Source organism: uncultured Mucilaginibacter sp. (assembly GCF_903913935.1).
In the GTDB taxonomy this organism is placed as follows: Bacteria; Bacteroidota; Bacteroidia; order Sphingobacteriales; family Sphingobacteriaceae; genus Mucilaginibacter.
In genome coordinates, this window is sequence record NZ_CAIWNH010000374.1 from 1 (window position 1) to 18460 (window position 18460).

The 18460-nt window shown below is 44.6% G+C and carries 13 protein-coding genes; 6 read left to right on the forward strand and 7 right to left on the reverse strand.

The features are described from left to right. Window positions 1–296: 296 nt before the first annotated feature. From QZY09_RS15000 to QZY09_RS15030, 7 genes are all read right to left on the reverse strand, one after another. Window positions 297–566: a UBP-type zinc finger domain-containing protein gene (locus tag QZY09_RS15000; RefSeq protein ID WP_295673664.1), complete on the reverse strand. Its 270-nt coding sequence runs from the start codon at window positions 564–566 to the stop codon at window positions 297–299. A 44-nt stretch (window positions 567–610) separates the two neighbouring features. Then, the gene (locus QZY09_RS15005; protein ID WP_295673665.1) at window positions 611–1078 is read right to left on the reverse strand and encodes a hypothetical protein; all 468 of its coding nucleotides are present in this window, start codon (window positions 1076–1078) and stop codon (window positions 611–613) included. Between the two features lie 96 nt (window positions 1079–1174). Further along, a complete protein-coding gene (locus QZY09_RS15010) occupies window positions 1175–2581 on the reverse strand; it encodes an efflux transporter outer membrane subunit (protein ID WP_295673667.1) in 1407 nt (468 codons plus the stop codon). Between the two features lie 25 nt (window positions 2582–2606). Next, window positions 2607–5753 carry an efflux RND transporter permease subunit gene (locus tag QZY09_RS15015; protein WP_295673669.1) on the reverse strand — a complete coding sequence of 1049 codons (3147 nt, stop codon included), beginning with the start codon at window positions 5751–5753 and terminating at the stop codon, window positions 2607–2609. Between the two features lie 109 nt (window positions 5754–5862). Then, on the reverse strand, window positions 5863–7080 hold the full coding sequence (locus tag QZY09_RS15020) for an efflux RND transporter periplasmic adaptor subunit (protein WP_295673670.1): 1218 nt from the start codon (window positions 7078–7080) through the stop codon (window positions 5863–5865). Window positions 7081–7355: 275 nt separating this feature from the next. Next, complete coding sequence (locus tag QZY09_RS15025) at window positions 7356–8117, reverse strand: LytTR family DNA-binding domain-containing protein (protein WP_295673671.1); 762 nt, start codon at window positions 8115–8117, stop codon at window positions 7356–7358. Beyond that, a complete protein-coding gene (locus QZY09_RS15030) occupies window positions 8114–9199 on the reverse strand; it encodes a sensor histidine kinase (RefSeq protein WP_295673673.1) in 1086 nt (361 codons plus the stop codon). The genes QZY09_RS15025 and QZY09_RS15030 overlap by 4 nt, the downstream gene beginning before the upstream one ends. A gap of 362 nt (window positions 9200–9561) precedes the next feature. Between QZY09_RS15030 and QZY09_RS15035 the strand changes: the two genes are divergently transcribed. The 6 genes from QZY09_RS15035 to QZY09_RS15060 all read left to right on the forward strand — a co-directional run bounded on the left by QZY09_RS15035 (window position 9562) and on the right by QZY09_RS15060 (window position 18106). Continuing rightward, complete coding sequence (locus QZY09_RS15035) at window positions 9562–12414, forward strand: outer membrane beta-barrel protein (protein WP_295673674.1); 2853 nt, start codon at window positions 9562–9564, stop codon at window positions 12412–12414. A gap of 337 nt (window positions 12415–12751) precedes the next feature. Next, window positions 12752–13081: an L-rhamnose mutarotase gene (locus QZY09_RS15040; protein ID WP_295673676.1), complete on the forward strand. Its 330-nt coding sequence runs from the start codon at window positions 12752–12754 to the stop codon at window positions 13079–13081. 100 nt (window positions 13082–13181) lie between these two features. Then, on the forward strand, window positions 13182–14543 hold the full coding sequence (locus QZY09_RS15045; RefSeq protein ID WP_295673677.1) for an alpha-L-fucosidase: 1362 nt from the start codon (window positions 13182–13184) through the stop codon (window positions 14541–14543). A gap of 23 nt (window positions 14544–14566) precedes the next feature. Next, window positions 14567–16228 (forward strand): UxaA family hydrolase, encoded by a 1662-nt coding sequence (locus tag QZY09_RS15050; RefSeq protein ID WP_295673678.1) that lies wholly within the window; start codon window positions 14567–14569, stop codon window positions 16226–16228. A gap of 189 nt (window positions 16229–16417) precedes the next feature. After that, window positions 16418–17182 (forward strand): SDR family NAD(P)-dependent oxidoreductase, encoded by a 765-nt coding sequence (locus QZY09_RS15055; protein ID WP_295673679.1) that lies wholly within the window; start codon window positions 16418–16420, stop codon window positions 17180–17182. Window positions 17183–17260: 78 nt separating this feature from the next. Next, entirely contained in the window at window positions 17261–18106 is an 846-nt protein-coding gene (locus QZY09_RS15060) for a fumarylacetoacetate hydrolase family protein (RefSeq protein WP_295673681.1), read from the forward strand. The last annotated feature ends 354 nt before the right edge of the window (window positions 18107–18460 follow it).

Below are 18460 nucleotides of genomic sequence, written 5' to 3' on the forward strand. Positions count from 1 at the left end.
ACCGGCTTTTATTTTTTTTCTAGCCTGATGTCGTGTCAACTATAAATTGACCAATCGTCAATCTACAAGTTCATTGAACGCAAAAAGGGTTTACAAAAGGTTTACACATTCAAGGGCTTTCATTTTGTAAATATTTAATAATGAGTTATTTATATGCTTATTTATTAAAATAGGGTTTACACTATTTTATATAACCTCCTCCCGGTATTTTTAAGCAGTGCTGATAAAGCCTTAACGTCAATTTATTAATGACATGACACCAGTTAGTTGCGAAACTAATAACGGAGTACTTTCGACTAATACTCCACCATTTCCTCATCCACATAACACCACAGCCAGCGTTCGCCGGGTTCGGCAGAGATCACTACGGGGTGGCCACTTGCATGGGCATGTTTGCTGGCATGCTGGTTGGGCGAACTGTCGCAGCAAAGCGTCACGCCGCATTCCTGGCAGGTACGCAGGTGCATCCAGGTATCATGTGTTTTTACACACTCTTCACATACATAGTCTTTTGCATGTTTAAGGTGTTTTATAGCAGTAAGATGTTTGCAGATTTCTTCTTCCATGGCAGTAATTTTATTAATGCTAATTTACACCTAATTAAATTACCTCAATAATCCTTATTTATTTTATAGGCAGTAAAAATACTGTCGGCTTGTTTCCGCCTGATAGTATCAAGTCGGTTACCTATATGTAATGTGAAAACTGTAGAATCTCTTTTTCGTTGGGAGTTAACATAGCTATGATCCATTGTTAAAACCGTGTCCTGCAATTTTTTTGAACTAAAATAAAAATGATCTTCTTCAAGGTCTAATTCGCAACCGTTATAAGCTACCAATTTGAAACCGTGTCCTTTTTTGACCTTCGGCTCCTGCCAGATCGTCGAATTTTCATCTTTATGGTAAACCGGCCAGTCTGCAGGAATTATTGGAATATGCAGTTCCTTTCGTTTTTCATTAAATTCAGGTCCAAAGCTATTTGCACAACGGTGATGCAGGTAGGTAGAAACACCTGAATAAATTAATGATGCCGGTATTAAAACGAGAACGGTAATATTAACTATTTCGCGAATTTTCATTTATTGAGTTGAAATTGACAAGGCTTTTAAACGCTATAACTTATTACAGCTATTCAGTTTAAAAATAGCAAACATTATCAAAACAACCAAAGACATTTATCTCCACCCACCACCAAGCGCCCGGTACAAGTTCACAATTGCCTGTAACTGTTGCAAGCGGTCGTTAATACCGCTGATCCGCGCAGCCAGCAATGATTGTTCAGCAATGAGCACGTCGTTATAATTGGTTGCCGAGCTGTACCGCAATAGTTGTTCGGTATAATCAACCGATTTAGTTAATGCTTCAATCTCTTTCGTTCTTGCGGTATCCTTTTCAATACCTGTCTGGTAAGCATAAAGCGCGTTGGATACCTCCTGCCCTGCCACCAATAACGTTTGCTGAAAATTATTAAGCGCCTCCATTTGCTGCGCCTGGGCTGTTTTTAACCTTGCTTTATTAATGCCATGGTTAAAAATAGGCTGGGTTAAGCCAGCGGCAATATTGTAGAAAATTGAATTGACGAAAAAATCCTTCAGCGTTAAATTGGAGAAACCGCCCGCTGCAGTAATGGTAAGTGCCGGGTAAAAGTAAGTGCGTGCCTGATTGGTATTTTCAAAAGCAGCCCTGAAAGCGTATTGAGCCTGCTGTATATCAGGGCGGTTTTGTAATAACTGCGACGGAATGCCGGTTTGCAGGTTACTTACTGGCTTCTGGTCGTCCAGTTTGGCGCGGTTTACCACGCCCGGCGGACGGCCAAGCAGCAGATCGATGGCATTCTCTGTTTCGCGGATGCTGCGTTTAATATCGGGGATCGCAACCTCGGCAGCATAACGGTTGGCTTCGCTTTGTACTACGGCAGCGCCGGTAACCACATCGCCCTCTTTCAGGGCCTTCATGGTTTCCACATCTTTTATACGGAATTGCACCGCCTGGTTGGTAATCTCCAATTGTTTATCAAGCGCCAGCAAATTATAATAGTTATTAGCAATATCAGCGATCAGTTGGGTTTGCACCGCCCTTTTTGCGGCATCACTTTGCAATAAATTGGCATAAGCGGCTTTTTTGGCGCTGCCAAGCTTACCCCAGATATCCGCTTCCCACGATGAGCTTAAACCAAGCTGGTAGGATGTTGTTGAAGCATTAACCGAATAACCAGCCGGTAAGTTTAAACTGGCCGCCGACTGCTTCGAACGGGTAACGGTGGCATTACCGCTTAATGAGGGTAATAGCGCCCCGCTGGCTTGCCCGAGTGCTGCCTGTGCCTCGGCTATTTTTTGAATAGCTGTTTTCAAGTCCAGGTTATTATAAAGCCCTTCCTTTATTAAGCCATTTAATATCGTGTCAGCAAAAAGGCTTCCCCAGGGCAGCGTGGCAATAGTAGTTGTATCTGTTGAATTTTGCCCGCGATACAAGTCGTTCGTTACCGTACCGGCATCCTGAAAAGGCTTGGTTACCTTGCACGATAATGAAGCGCCGGTAAGGGCGGTTATAAACAGGATATATTTTATAATGGATTTACGCATTGTCAATTTCTTTTCGTCCCGGATATTAACCGGCAGTTGTTATTTCTTCTTCATCCTCATCATGGTGCCTTTTGCTACGGAGTTTTTCCTGGAAAGTTTGGAAAATGATGAACAGTACCGGGATGGCAAATATGCCGAATACGGTACCGATCAGCATGCCACCAACTGCACCTGTACCGATGGAGCGGTTACCCAGCGCACCGGCACCGGTTGCAAACATCAATGGCATAATACCGAAGATAAACGCGAAGGAGGTCATTAAAATCGGCCTCAAACGGGCTTCAGCGCCTTCAATAGCCGCCTGTACAATCGGCATTCCGGCTCGCCTGCGGTCGAGTGCAAATTCAACGATCAGTATCGCATTCTTTGATAACAAGCCGATGAGCATAATGAGCGAGATCTGTACATAAATATTGCTGTCGATACCGAAGATCCTGGCGAACAAATAAGTACCGGTTAAACCTATTGGTAACGACAATAAAACTGCAAAAGGCAAAACATAGCTTTCATACTGGGCACTCAATAAAAAGTAAACAAATACCAGGCAAAGCATAAAGATGTAAAGCGATTGCGTGCCGGAGGCAATTTCCTCGCGGGTAAGGCCCGAAAAATCATAACCGTAACTTGGTGGAAGCTTCTCGGCGGCGACAGCTTTAATGGCATTGATCGCATCACCTGTACTGTAGCCCGGTTTGGGCTGCCCGTTAACAGAAACCGCGGTAAATAAATTGAACCTTTGGATTGCCTCGGGGCCGGAAACTTTTGTTAGTGTGATAAATTCGGTAATAGGCGCCATGGTACCATCGGCGCTCCTCACAAATATTTTGCTCAAACCGGTAGCGTTGGCACGGTAAGCATAATCGGCCTGTACCATTACGCGGAACTGCTTGCCAAACTGGTTAAAGTTGGAAGCGTATAAGCCGCCATAGTACCCCTGGAGTGTGGTTACCACCGAATTAACGGAAATACCGGCTTCTTTGCATTTTGGCACATTCACTGCCACCTGGTACTGCGGAAAATTAGGATTGAAAGAAGTATTGGTATTTTGAATTTCGGGGCGTTTGTTTAATGCAGCCAGAAATTCATTGGAAACTTTAAAGATGTCGGCCATACTGTTCCCGCCCTTGTCCTGCAACTGGAAAGTAAAGCCATTACCTGCGCCAAAGCCCTGGATGGTGGGCGGCGAGAAATAGAATATTTTAGCCTCATGAAGGTTTCCTGTCTTAGCATAAAGCTGCCCGATGACACTTTCGATATTATCATGCGGCCTGTCGTCCCAGGTTTTAAGCTTAACGATCACCATGCCGTAGGCGCTGCCACTGCCGGCCAAAAAGTTAAAGCCAACTATTTGCAGCGTATTTTTTACTGCCGGCAATGTATGGGCTATGCTATCAATCTTTTTGGTAATGGCCTGGGTACGTTGCAGACCCGCGGCAGGTGGTAAACTTACACTGGCAAAAATAGTACCCTGATCCTCGCTTGGTACAAAACTGGAAGGCGTGGTTTTGATCAGGAAGGCCAACGATGCCGCAAAAAGAACAATCACAACCACCACTATCCATTTTTTGCCGGCCAAAAACCCGACCGAACGTTCGTATCTCTTTTTTACTGAGTCAAAAACCACATCAAAGCGGTGATAGAAAAAGTTGAAAAACCGCTTTTTCTTTTCTTCTTCGGAATGTGGTCTTAATAATATCGCACAAAGTGCAGGGCTAAGGGTTAACGCGTTCACTGCGGAAAGTAAGATAGCCACCGCCAGCGTTATACCAAACTGCTTATAAAACACCCCTGTAGACCCGGTAATAAACGTAACCGGCAAAAACACCGCCGACATTACCAGCGTAATGGACACAATTGCGCCCGCGATCTCGCTCATGGCGTCAACTGAAGCCTTTCGGGCAGATTTATAGCCTTTATCCAGCTTGGCATGCACTGCCTCAACCACTACAATAGCGTCGTCCACCACAATACCAATGGCAAGCACCATGGCAAAAAGCGTAAGCAGGTTGATGGTGAAACCGAACAGGTTTAAAAAGAAGAACGTGCCCACAATAGCCACCGGTACCGCTATGGCCGGGATAAGCGTTGAACGAAAATCCTGCAGGAAAATAAATACCACGATAAATACCAGGATAAAGGCTTCTATCAGCGTGTGGATCACCTTGTCGATAGAGGCGTTAAGGTATTCATTAGCGTCAACCATGTAGATCATGTCGATGCCTTTAGGAAAAGCCGCGCGGGCTGTTTCTAAAATGACCTTTGTGTCATTGATCACATTACGGGCATTGGAGCCCGCCGCCTGGGATATACCCACACCGATCGCAGGCTTGCCATTAGCCCGCAGGTCCACTGAGTAATCCTGCGCGCCTAATTCAATACGTGCCACGTCACTTAACCGGAGCAATTGCCCTTTACCTGCTGATCTAAGCACGATATCACCAAATTCTTTCGCGCTTTTTAAGCGGCCGGTATACCTTATTACGTATTGAAATGATTCATTGCTATTTTCACCAAACTTGCCAGGCGCGGCCTCAATATTCTGGTCGTTCAAAGCCTGGGTAACATCATCCGGTACCAGCCCGTATCTTGACATTACATCAGGCTTCAGCCAGATCCGCATAGAATAATCCCTTTGGGTGAAGATCTGAACCGTACCCACACCGTTTACACGCTGTATATCAGGCACCAGGTTTATCTTTGCATAATTCTGTAAAAAAGTGGCATCATAAGTTTTATCCTTGCTGTATAAGGTAAATATCAGCAGGTTACTGTTCTGGCTTTTGGTAACGGTAACACCCGCCTGCGTTACTACCTGGGGCAACAGGCTGGTTGCCCTCGCCACGCGGTTCTGAACGTTTACTGCGGCCAGGTCGGGGTTGGTGCCTACTTTAAAGAAGATCTGGATGGAAGCGGAGCCGTCATTACCTGCAGACGAGGTCATGTAGGTCATGTTTTCCACGCCGTTGATCTGTTCCTCCAGCGGGATGATCACACTTTTAAGTACCACATCCGCGTTGGCACCGCTATAATTAGCAGATACATTTACAGTTGGAGGTGCGATATCGGGGTATTGCGAGATCGGCAGGTTGATTAACCCGATGATACCCAGAATAACCAGCAGCACCGAAATAACTGTGGAAAGTACAGGGCGCTCAATGAATCTTTTTAGCATATTATTTTCATGTAGAGACGCAAAACTTTGCGTCTCAGATTTTGCCTGAATGTATAATTATTTGTAAGCGTAGAGACGCAAAATATTGCGTCTCTACGTTAATCGGGTCTTATTTCAGATCTTTATAAACCGATTCAGCGCTAACTTCAACAGGTTTAATTTCTGTACCGTCTTTTATATTATTTGCGCCTTCGGCAATGATCCGATCTCCGCTTTTCAATCCGCCGGTTACAATGTAAAACTGCCCCGGTGTATTTTCCATTACAGTGATCGCGACATTCTTTACCTTGTTTTGATTATCTACTGCGAATACAAAACGCTTGTCCTGCAATTCGTAGGTAACGTTTTGAGGTACAATAATGGCATCTTTCACTGTTTTAGGTATCCGAACCGATGCACTGCTGCCGCTGCGCAAAAGCCCTTTGGGGTTAGCGAAGCCAGCCCTGAAATTTGCCGAACCGGTTGTGGTATTGATCAACCCGTTTACGGTTTCCACTTTACCTTTGTAGTCGTATATCGTTCCATCTGAAAGTACCAGGGTAACCTGGGGGATTTTATTTAATTTCGATTTAAAGCTGGTATTACCGGTGCTGTCGCGGGTAAAATCAAGCAATTGCTTTTCGTTCATCGCAAAATAAGCATAAACGTTCGCTGTGTTATAAACCGTGGTTAAAGGTTCAGCTGTGGTAGCTGAAACCAGGCTTCCAAGCTTATAGGGCAGCGAACCAATAACGCCATCCACAGGGCTTAAAATAGTGGTGTACCCCAGGTTGATCCTGGCGTTTTCCAGCGCCGCTCTGGCTTGTGCAAGCGCTGCTTCCTTAGTTTGCAAGGTCAGTTGCGCCGATTCAAGTTCATAATGGCTGATGATGTCTTTTTCAACCAGCGGCTTCACTTTGTTCACCTGCAACGTGGCAGTATTTACATCGGCTTCGGCGGTTTTAATGCCGGCCTGGGCGGTACGTACATCCTGCTCATATTGCGGGGCGTTTATTTTAAATAACAGCTGCCCTTTTTTTACCAGCGATCCTTCATCAACAAAGATCTTTTCAATATAGCCGTCAACTTTAGGCCTTATCTCAATGTTTTGTAAGCCCTGGATACTTGCGGGGTAGTCGGTACTCAAAGTTACCGTCCGGGGCTGCAGGGTAACTACTTTGTAGGTGCCGGGCCCCTGTGCAAACATGGCATTCTTCTGCGCATTCTTATTCCCGCACGAAAATAAAAACAACAAACAGGGCATTAAAACCACTATCGTTAATTTTTGCACACTGCCTGGTGTTATTTGAGCGCCATATGCGCGGTGTCGACTTTTACTGAAGTTCATTAAATTGTGGTGAGTAAAAAGAATAAGTAAGCGGGCAAAGATAATCGCTTTGTTTAATAGTATTGTCAATAGATTTAATATCATTATTTTCCTTGTGTCATAATTGGCCTTTTCCTCAAATTTGCTACCAGCGGCCGCAACTGGTCAGTATTTTGTTTGGATGCAAAAATCTTCAATCAATCACTAATATTTTTAAACCTTTGCGCATTTCGGGTTAATATTATATCGGCGAAGCATCATTCTAACTTTTCAACCTTACAACATTTACAACCTAACTAAACCCATTTGCTCAAAAACTGGCTGAACGCTTCTTTATACTGATCGCCAACGGTAATATTGACTTTTCCTATTTGCAATGCGTTGCGGGTAATAGAATTTATTTTATCGAGCGATACGATAAAGGACCTGTGAACGCGCATAAATTTTTTCGACGGCAATTTTTCTTCAAGCGATTTCAGGCTGGTTAACGAAAGAATGGGCTTTTCGGCGCTCTTCAGCCAAACTTTTACATAATCCTTTAAGCCTTCAATATACAAAATATCATTTAAGGAGATACGCACCAGTTGGTATTCTACCTTTAAAAACAGGTATTCATCCTCTAAGCGTTCTTCCGCAACACCAGCCGCGGAGGTTGCCGCTGCAGCAGGGGCATTTGATTTTTCAACCAGTTCGGCATAATTTAAAGCCCTGGTGGCGGCATGCAAAAACTCTTCGTAGTTAAATGGCTTTAACAGGTAGTCAAGCGCGTCAACTTTATAGCCTTCCAGCGCGAACTGGTTGTAGGCTGTAGTAAATATGATACGTGGTTTATTGGCCTTGCTGTTATCCAGCACGCGTGCCAGTTCAATCCCGTTCAAATCAGGCATTTGAATATCGAGGAACAACACATCTATTTTTTGTGAATGGATGGCCTTTAAGGCATCCACCGCACTTGAAAACCGGCCAACCAGGTTCAAAAAAGGTGTTTGTTCAATAAATGAACTAACCAGGCCCAGGGCCAGGGGTTCATCGTCAACAGCTATGCAATTTAATATCATGACAGGTGGAGCGTTAAATGAACGGAATAAATATTTTCGGTGTGGTCTTCTTCAATTTTTAATTCGTATTTGCCCGGGTATAACAGGTCAAGCCTGCGCCGGGTATTGTTAAGGCCGATACCGCTGCCTGCCTCTAAGTTATTATTTTGTTCCTTAATAATCGTATTCACCACCTTTAATTCAACCGAGGAGTTTTGCTGGCTGATATTAATATTGATATAGCTGGGCTGCGTGGCACTTACGCCGTGTTTAAAAGCATTTTCCACAAATGGTAAAAATATCATGGGTGCAATCGCGACATCCCTTAATATTGCCGGCGAAGAATAATTAATTTTAACCGCATCGGTCAAACGTAATTGCATCAGGCTGATATAATCTTTCACAAAAGCGATCTCCTGGCTCAGCTGCGTCGTGGTGTTTTGGGTATCGTACAATACATACCGCATCATCCGCGAAAGCTGGTGAATAGCTTTGCGGGAAGTATCCACATTGACCAGCGTAAGCGCATAAATATTATTTAAAGTATTGAAAAAGAAATGAGGGTTGATCTGCGCCTTCAGGAATGACAGTTCAGAACTGATCTTATCCTGTTCCATTTCCTGGTGTTTTTGCTTATCGTTTTGCCATTTTTGTATGGTAATAATACTTGTGCTTATGCCGATCACCAACGCGCATGTGCTTACCATGGCGACGATCATACTGATATCCCATTGATGGCCCGGTGGCCTGTGATGCCTTGGCGGCCCCTGTTTGTGAAACGCTTCGTCAATTAATTGATGCAGGTTTAGCCAGTAATCAAAATAGCTGTTTAAAAAAACTACTACCGCCACAACTCCCAAAACAATTAGCATATAAAGGCCCGTGTGGTTTTTCAACAAAAACCGGGGCACCAATACTATTGCGTTGAGATAATAAGCTACCACAAGCAGGGCTAAAATAAGCCCATTTTTTACCCACAACTGGTAGGGCACCGAGATCCGCCACGACAATGGCTGGGTGAAATAGATCGTCCCGAAAACCGCCCAAATTAATAAATGGATGACCACGGTTACCAGTTTGCTTTTTGATTTTGTAAGTATCATTTCATTTAAAGTTGATTAGGTTGATTGAGTGAGCAGTTGATTAAGTTGAATTGCGGGCATTGTTTTACATTTCAGTAAAGAAAAAAACCAATTAACTTATTCAACCTAAGCAACTTAATCAACCAATCAACAAACTTACAAATGTAAACTACTTAAAGGCAATAATAATCTATCAGTGGCTTTAGTTCACCGACGGGCAGCCCAAAATAATCTTCAAATAGCCCTTTTGGCTCTATGTAAGCTCCAACGGTTATTTTATAGGTCAAAGCAGGGCTTTTATCTACTCATTTACAGCCTTTGTCTATTGCATTTCGGGTTGTAGTTTCTTTGCTATTGATTTGCACATCTAAATAACAGATAAAATGAAATTATTTTACCTTTTCATAGCCGCCTTTTTGATAGGTGCGAATACCTATGCCCAAACGGGCCGCGATGTTCATGGTACAGTTACCGATTCTGCGAAAGTAACTTTGCCGGGCTCGATAGTGAGACTGATTACCGCAACTGATAGTATCTCCACCGCTACCGATGCCAGGGGCGCCTTTGTATTCAAAGGCGTTAAAGCAGCACAGTTTAGTTTGGTGGTCCAGTCTATAGGCTTTAATCCGGTGATAAAACGTATAGCATTAGACAATAGTACCGAACCCGTTTTTTTGCGGCCCATCATTTTAAAGCCTTCCAGCCAAATGCTGAAGGAGGTGACCATCTCCGACGTTTTACCTGTTAAAATAAAAGAAGATACGGTTGAGTTTAACGCGGCTGCCTATAAGGTACGCGATGGCGCACCCATTGAGGATGTGATCAAAAAAGTACCCGGCGCGGATGTTGACGCTAACGGCAATGTAACTTTCCAGGGAAAAAGCGTAACCAAGGTGCGGGTAAACGGAAAGGATTTTTTTGGAGGGGATTTAAAAACCGCTACGCAAAATTTACCTGCTGATGCGGTACAAAACGTACAGTTTGTAAACGATTACGGCGACCAGGCCAACCTTACCGGTATAAAAACAGGAGAACCTGAAACTATACTGAACATTAACATAAAAGCCAGCAGGAACCATGGCGTATTTGGGCAGGTGAGCGGCGGCGGCGGCCAGGATGCTATACCGCAGGTTGACGGCACCAAAGATGCCGCACGCTACATCGCACAGGCCAACATGTTTAACTTTGACGGCAACCGGCAGATTGCCATACTGGCTAATTACAACAACACTAATACCAGCCTGTTTAACTTTGGCGGGCCGGGTGGCGGTGGTGGCGGCCGTGGCGGACCGGGCGGCCCTCCGGGAGGCGGCAATAATACCAATGGTATAACTACAGCACGCTCTATCGGTTTAAACTACCGTGATACCTGGAGCAAAAAATTAACGGTTTACGGCAGCTACAGTTTTACTGATAATACCGTAAACACCATTAGCAGCACACAGCAAACAAACTTTCAGCTGGCTGGAAAAAATATCACAAACTCCACCAACAACCAAACTGACAATAAGATAAACCATCGCTTTACCTTTAATATGGAATATCGCCCGGATACCCTGAATTATTTCAAGATCAGTCCATCGTATTCATTCGCAGGAGTCCATTCAACGCAAGCCAGTACTTATCGACAAATGGTAGCTGACACAACTGCCCTGGCTTATAATACTGCGGAAATAAGCCGCTCATCATCGCCCAATTATGGCATTAATGTGTTGTATAACCACCGCTTTAATAGCCATGGGCGTAATTTCAGCATAAACGTTGGGGTTGGCAGGTCGACCAATGACCAGTATGCGAACCCGGACAACACCTATTTTAAAATCACCACTGCTCCAACTACTCCTGCCGACCAGTTTATTACAACTAATGCCAATACCGATACGCTTGGAACCTATGTTTCCTACATCGAGCCTATCGGCAAACGATCATACGTGGAGCTGAATTATAATTACAGGCACAGCTACACTACATCCGATAAACAAACCGATTACCTGGACAGCGCAGGGCGGATGGTGGAAGACCCTACTTTGAGTAATAATTACAATTATACATTTGTAACTAATCGTATCGGCCTTAATTACCGGTTTGTCGAAAAAAAATACAACTATGTTTTAGGTGTTACTGCGCAGCCTTCGCAACTGGAGGGCAGCACACCAAATGTTTCGCCTAAAAACAGTTTTGATTTTTCGCCCAACGCGCACTTTATTTACAATTTTTCGCGCACGCAATCATTCAGCGCAAACTTTAGCGGAAGCAGTGTTATGCCAAGCTACACACAATTGCAGCCTGTGCCTGATTTAAGCAATGCACTATACCCTGTTATTGGTAACCCCAACTTAAACCCGCAGTATAATAACACGTTTTCATTAAGGTATAACCACTTTAACTTCGAATCGGGTAATGTGTTCTTCAGCAATTTATCGTTTACACAGGCAAATAATTATATTGCCAGCAACACCATTTACTACCCCGAGTTATATACGCCCAACAAAAATCTATCAAAAACAACCGCTACCAGTTATCAAAATACTGACGGATACTATTCAACATCCGCATTTTTTGTATTTGCCAAACCATGGGAAAAACGGAAATATAATTTGTTCCTGATCGGCAATTATTCCTACAGCAATAACATCTCGTACATTACGGATATAGCGCCGGTTACGTTTGCAGAAAACAGAGAACAGAATATTGCTAAAACGTTGACTGCTTCACAAGGCATCCGTTTCAGGCTGGACATTACCGATATAATTGATGCAGAGGCAAACACTACTTACAGCATTAATTCGTCACAAAACTCCATACCACAAGCCGGTTTGCTGAATAACTACCGGAGCTGGGTAGTTGGCCTGAACGGCAAAAACTATCTGTTTAAGGATTGGACCTATAGCTACGATTATTCAAAAACGTTTTATTACAACTACCCGGGTGCAAAAAATCCCAATGTGTTTAACACCTACCTGGAACGCAGGTTCCTGAAAGGGAATATGGCCACACTGCGTTTTTCGGTGCTTGACGTATTTAACCAAAATACAGGTTACTCAAGCAATCAAACCAGCAGCTATACATCAACAACAAATTATAACCGGTTAGGCAGATACTATCTGTTAACTTTTACTTACCGATTCTCGAAAATGGCAGGCAAAGCTCCCGAACGCGGACCCGGCCGTGGGTTTGGCCCTCCGGGTGGTGGACCAGGCGGCCCGGGCGGTGGCCCTGGTGGCCCGATGTTTTAAATAAAATTATCAACCAAAAAACATACCGCCGGAAATATTTAAACAAAAGTGTATATTTGACAATTAAAATTGTAATAAACAAAAATAACAGGCGTCTTATAACAAAAATGAATTTCCAAATTCGATATAAAAAGAGCTTAGGGTTCCCTAAGGGAGCATGAGAAAAGGCCGGATGTGAGATACCCGGCCTGGATTTAGTTGATTGTTATTGATTTTTTTAAATCTTAACGAAGCGTTCCGGGGTGAGATACGGAACGCTTTTTTTGTAATTATTTTTTTTCCACCTTTGATTTAACGTCCATCACTTTTTGGCAACCAATTCAACTTAATCAACCTAATGAAAAAATACTGCTTAACCCTTGATCTTAAGGACGACCCTGCATTGATCGCTGAATACGAAAAATACCACGTGGCTATCTGGCCCGAAATTCATCAGAGCATCACCGGCTCAGGTATCACCAATATGGAGATCTACCGTTATGACAATCGCCTGTTTATGATCATGGAGGTGGACGACACATTCAGTTTCGAAAAAAAGGGCGTTGCAGATGCAGCCAACCCAAAAGTACAGGAATGGGAAACCCTGATGTGGAAATACCAGCAACCGCTTAAAAATGCCCTTAAAGGCGAAAAGTGGGTTTTGATGAATAAGATTTTCCAATTATAACTGTAAAATAGACAGCAATCTGAATAAAAATAACTTATTTTAACTTTTCCATATTACATTTGAATCCTGGTTCTTGATTCTTTACCCTAAAAAAATAATCATGCTTAAAAAATTACAATTACTGCTGGTAGGTTTGGGTTTTCTCTTTTCGCCTGCATTTGCACAACAAAAACGAATTGGCAACGAAACCGACGCGCAAAAAGATAAACGCATGGAATGGTGGCAGGATGGCCGCTTCGGGATGTTTATTCATTTCGGCCTATACTCTGGCGCTGCCCGGCACGAATGGGTAAAACATAATGAACACCTGACCAACGAAGAATATCAAAAATATTTCGACCAGTTTAACCCAGATCTGTTCGACCCGGTAAAATGGGCAAAAGAGGCCAAAGCAGCAGGTATGAAATATGCCGTAATGACCACCAAACACCACGAAGGTTTTTGTTTGTTCGACTCAAAATATACCGACTATAAAGCAACCAACACCCATGCCAAACGCGACCTGGTGCGCGAATATGTAAATGCATTCCGTTCACAAGGTTTAAAAGTTGGTTTCTACTATTCCTTACTCGACTGGCACCACCCTGATTATACCATGGACGATGCACACCCGCTTACACAGGTTGATACCACCGAGGCTAACTACAAACGCCTGAATAAAGGTCGCGACATGGCCAAATACCGCCAGTACATGCGCAACCAGATCACCGAATTATTAACCAATTATGGTAAAATTGATGTATTGTGGCTGGATTGGAGTTGGGATAAAGGTGCAAAACATGGTAAAGGTGCTGACGACTGGGGTGCGGTTGAGTTGTTAAAGCTGGTTAGGAAACTACAGCCCGGTATTATTGTAAATAACAGGCTTGGTTTGTATGATTATAAGGATGGCGGCGATTTTGAGACCCCTGAACAAGTAAGCACCGCAGAACTGGCACCCTATAAGGGCCGTACATGGGAAACCTGCCAGACATTTTCAGGATCATGGGGCTACTACCGCGACGAAAACAGCTGGAAAACACACCGCCAATTGCTGGATTTGCTGATCACCTCGGTAAGTAACGGCGGCAACCTGATCTTAAACGTTGGCCCAACCGGCCGCGGCGAATTTGATTACAGGGCTACCCGGGCTTTGGACAGCCTGTCGTACTGGATGCACGCCAATAACGTTGCTATTTACAATTGTACTTTTGCGCCTGCTGCTTATAAAGTACCTGAAGGTGATAAATTGACCTACAGCAAAGTAAACGGCCGCTTGTACGTACATTTGTTTAATTACCCTACCAACGGCAAAATAACCCTGCCGGGATACGAAGGAAAAATAAAATACGCACAGTTTTTAAATGACCATTCGGAATTGATTTTAAAACCGTCAGCCGCTAATAAGGATGACCTGGAATTAACTGTTCCGTTGAAAAAACCACCGTATGAAATACCTGTTGTTGAATTAACACTTCAATAGCCTGTTGAATTTAAAAAAACACAATGCCAATTCAAAAACAACAATTTTTAAAGATCCACCCGAATGATAATGTACTGGTTGCCCTGCAGGATCTTGCCGCAGGAACGGTCATTAATTTTGAGGGCGATACATTTGCATTAACTACCGATGTTGCCGCCAAACATAAATTCAGTTTAGTTGACTTAAAAACCGATGACGAGATCCTGATGTATGGCGTACTGGTAGGTAAGGCAACACAGCCTATCCCTATAGGCGGGCCGATCAGCACACAAACTGTTCATCATGCCTCCGACGAATTTCACCTGGGTAAACGTAAAACCGAATGGCACAAACCCGATACCAGCAAATTTGAGGGCCGCACGTTTATGGGTTACCACCGTGCCGATGGTTCGGTGGGTACCGGTAACTATTGGGTAGTTATCCCGTTGGTTTTTTGCGAGAACCGGAATATCAATGTGTTAAAAGAAGCCCTATCAGAAAAGCTGGGCTATAAAAAAGCCAAAAGTTACGAGGCTGATGTAGATCAGTTAATCGGTCTTTACCAGGCCGGTAAATCGGTTGAAGAAATTATCAATGCCGATATCCAGGCTTCGCCAGATAAGGCAAAATCAAAACGGCTGTTTAAAAATATCGATGGCATCAAATTCCTTACCCACGATATGGGCTGCGGCTGTAACCGTTCTGATGCGCAAACTCTTTGCGGGCTCATCGCCGGCTATATTACCAACCCCAACGTTGCCGGCGCTACCATACTAAGTTTGGGTTGCCAGAATGCACAGGTAAGCATACTGCAGCAAGAGATCCAGGCCCGCGATGCTCATTTCAGCAAACCGCTGGTGATACTGGAGCAGCAAAAAACCGGCACCGAAGCCGAACTGATGCAACAGGCGCTCAAACAAACTTTTGCCGGGCTGGTAAAAGCAAACGAAACTGAAAGGCAACCTGCTCCCCTGTCCAAACTTTGCATCGGGCTGGAATGCGGTGGCTCCGATGGTTTTTCGGGCATCTCGGCTAACCCGGCCTTGGGCTATGTTTCAGACTTGCTGGTATCCATGGGTGGTTCGGTGATCTTATCCGAATTCCCCGAACTTTGCGGTGTGGAACAGGAACTGAGCGACCGTTGTGTGGATGAGGAAAAGGCCAACTATTTTATGCAGCTGATGACCACCTATAATGCCCGTGCAGAAGCAGATGGTTCAGGATTTTATGCTAATCCATCCCCCGGAAACATCAGGGATGGGTTAATTACCGATGCTATTAAATCAGCCGGTGCTGCCAAAAAAGGCGGAACTTCGCCGGTGGCTGATGTGCTGGATTATCCGCAGAAAGCTACAAAAGCCGGCTTAAACCTGCTTTGCACTCCCGGTAGTGATGTGGAAAGCACCACTGCCGAGGTAGGATCAGGAGCCACCGTAGTTTTGTTTACCACAGGTTTAGGCACGCCAACCGGCAACCCGGTAACCCCGGTGATCAAACTATCAACCAATACAGCTACGGCAGTAAAAATGCCTGATATTATCGATATTAACTGCGGTACCATTATCGAAGGCGAAGAAAACATCCAGCAAGCCGGCGAACGGATCCTGGATTACGTGATCCAGGTAGCCAGTGGCGAGGCTGAACCTAAAGCGGTTCAGCTGGGGCAGGATGACTGGATACCGTGGAAGAGGGGAATATCGTTATAGGCCCCAAAGGCATGGCGTAGAGTTTACTCACCCCGGATGCGCTACGCTGTCCGACCCTCTCTATGGCAGGCCATAAAGAGGGTGAAGAAGTTATTATTTTTTTTGCCCTCTTTACCGCTTGCGGAAGAGAGGGCAGACAAGCGAAGCGATGTCGGGTGAGTAAACGGAGGATGATTTTAGAAGCAAAAAATGTTCAAACTAACCCATAAATCAGCAATAATAACCGGCGGCGGAAGCGGCATCGGTAAGGCAATGGCTATCCTTTTTGCCAAACAAGGCGCCGAAGTGCATATCATCGAACTAAATAATGATGCGGCGGCAGAAACCGTTAGCGAAATTACGGCATCCGGCGGAAAAGCCTTCGGCCATGCCTGCGATGTAAGCAAACATGCGCAGGTGCTTGAAACGATGAATAAAATAGGTAAAATTGATATCCTGGTAAACAATGCCGGTATTGCCCATATTGGCCGTGCCGATAATACCAGCGAAGCAGATTTCGACCGGATCTGTAATGTGAACATCAAAGGGGTTTACAATTGCCTGTTTGCGGCTATCCCTTTAATGAAAGCCAATAAGGGCGGTGTAATATTAAACACAGCATCCATAGCGGCCAGCGTGGGTATTGTGGATCGTTTTGCCTACTCCACCAGCAAAGGCGCCATCCATGCCATGACTTTATCTGTTGCCCGCGATTACCTGCACGAGGGCATCCGCTGTAATAGCATCAGCCCTGCGCGGGTGCATACGCCTTTTGTGGATGGCTTTATCGCCAAAAATTATGCGGGCAAGGAAGCGGAGATCTTCGAAAAGCTGTCCAAATCGCAACCGATTGGCCGTATGGGTCAGCCGGAAGAAGTGGCGGCACTGGCACTATACTTATGCTCGGACGAAGCCGGTTTTATCACCGGCACCGATTACCCGATAGACGGCGGGTTTATTACATTAAACAATTGATTGGGAGGATTGCGAAAGTCGGAATGCCGATTGCGGAATTAGAATAAGGAACGATAATATCAACAACAACCATAAAACATGAAGCTTATACGATTTGGTGAACCGGGTAAAGAGAAAACCGGTGTGATAGTAAACGACAAAAAATATGATACCTCTGCATTTGGTGAAGATTACGGGGAATCGTTTTTTGAAACAGATGGCTTAAACCGGCTAAGCAATTTTATCGACGGAAATTTACTTCCCGAAATAGCCGATGATGTAAGGTTGGGCTGCCCGCTGGCAAGGCCCTCCAAAATAGTATGTATCGGCTTAAATTATGTCGACCATGCAAGGGAAACCAATGCTACGCCGCCAACCGAACCGGTGATCTTTATGAAATCGACCACGGCGATCACCGGCCCTAATGATAACATCATCATTCCCAAAAACTCCGTAAAGACGGACTGGGAAGTGGAACTGGCGGTAGTGATCGGCAAAAAAGCAAGCTATGTGGATGAAGCTGACGCGATGGACTACATAGCCGGCTATGTGCTGCATAATGACGTATCTGAAAGGGAATTCCAATTGGAAAGAGGCGGCACCTGGGATAAAGGTAAAGGCTGCGACACCTTTGCGCCTATCGGCCCCTTCTTCGCTACCAAAGATGAAATAGCCGATCCGCATAACCTGCGCCTGTGGTTAAAAGTAAATGATAAACTGATGCAAGACGGCACCACCGCCAACTTCATCTTTAATTTACCCACCCTTGTATCATACACCAGCCAGTTTATGACCTTACTGCCCGGCGATATTATCTCCACAGGCACCCCCGCAGGCGTAGCCCTTGGCATGAAACCACCCGTTTACCTTAAAGCTGGTGATGTGATCGAATTGGGCATATATGGCCTGGGCGAGGCAAGGCAGGTTTTGGTGGATTGGGTGTAGTTCATGGTTGATGGTTCATAGTTCATAGCAGGAAGAAAACTATTTGGAAACATTTGGATACCAGCGCCTGTTACCAATGTTGGTAAATCAAAAAGTATTACCAGACTTGAAGGGTTTCATGGTGAGGCACACGAACCATGCGGGCGAAGGCCTTTTCGCACACCCTTCGAGTGCCTCAGGGTGACATCCTTTTATATCGGCTGATATGGATCCATTGCAGAAACGCTTTTTACTATGGTCCATCGACTATGAACCTTCCTGCCAACACTTGTTTCCATTGATTCCTACTGTTTCCAAATCACCGACCCCATCGGGGTCAAATATCGGTAGAAACAAACAACACACCCTAGACCG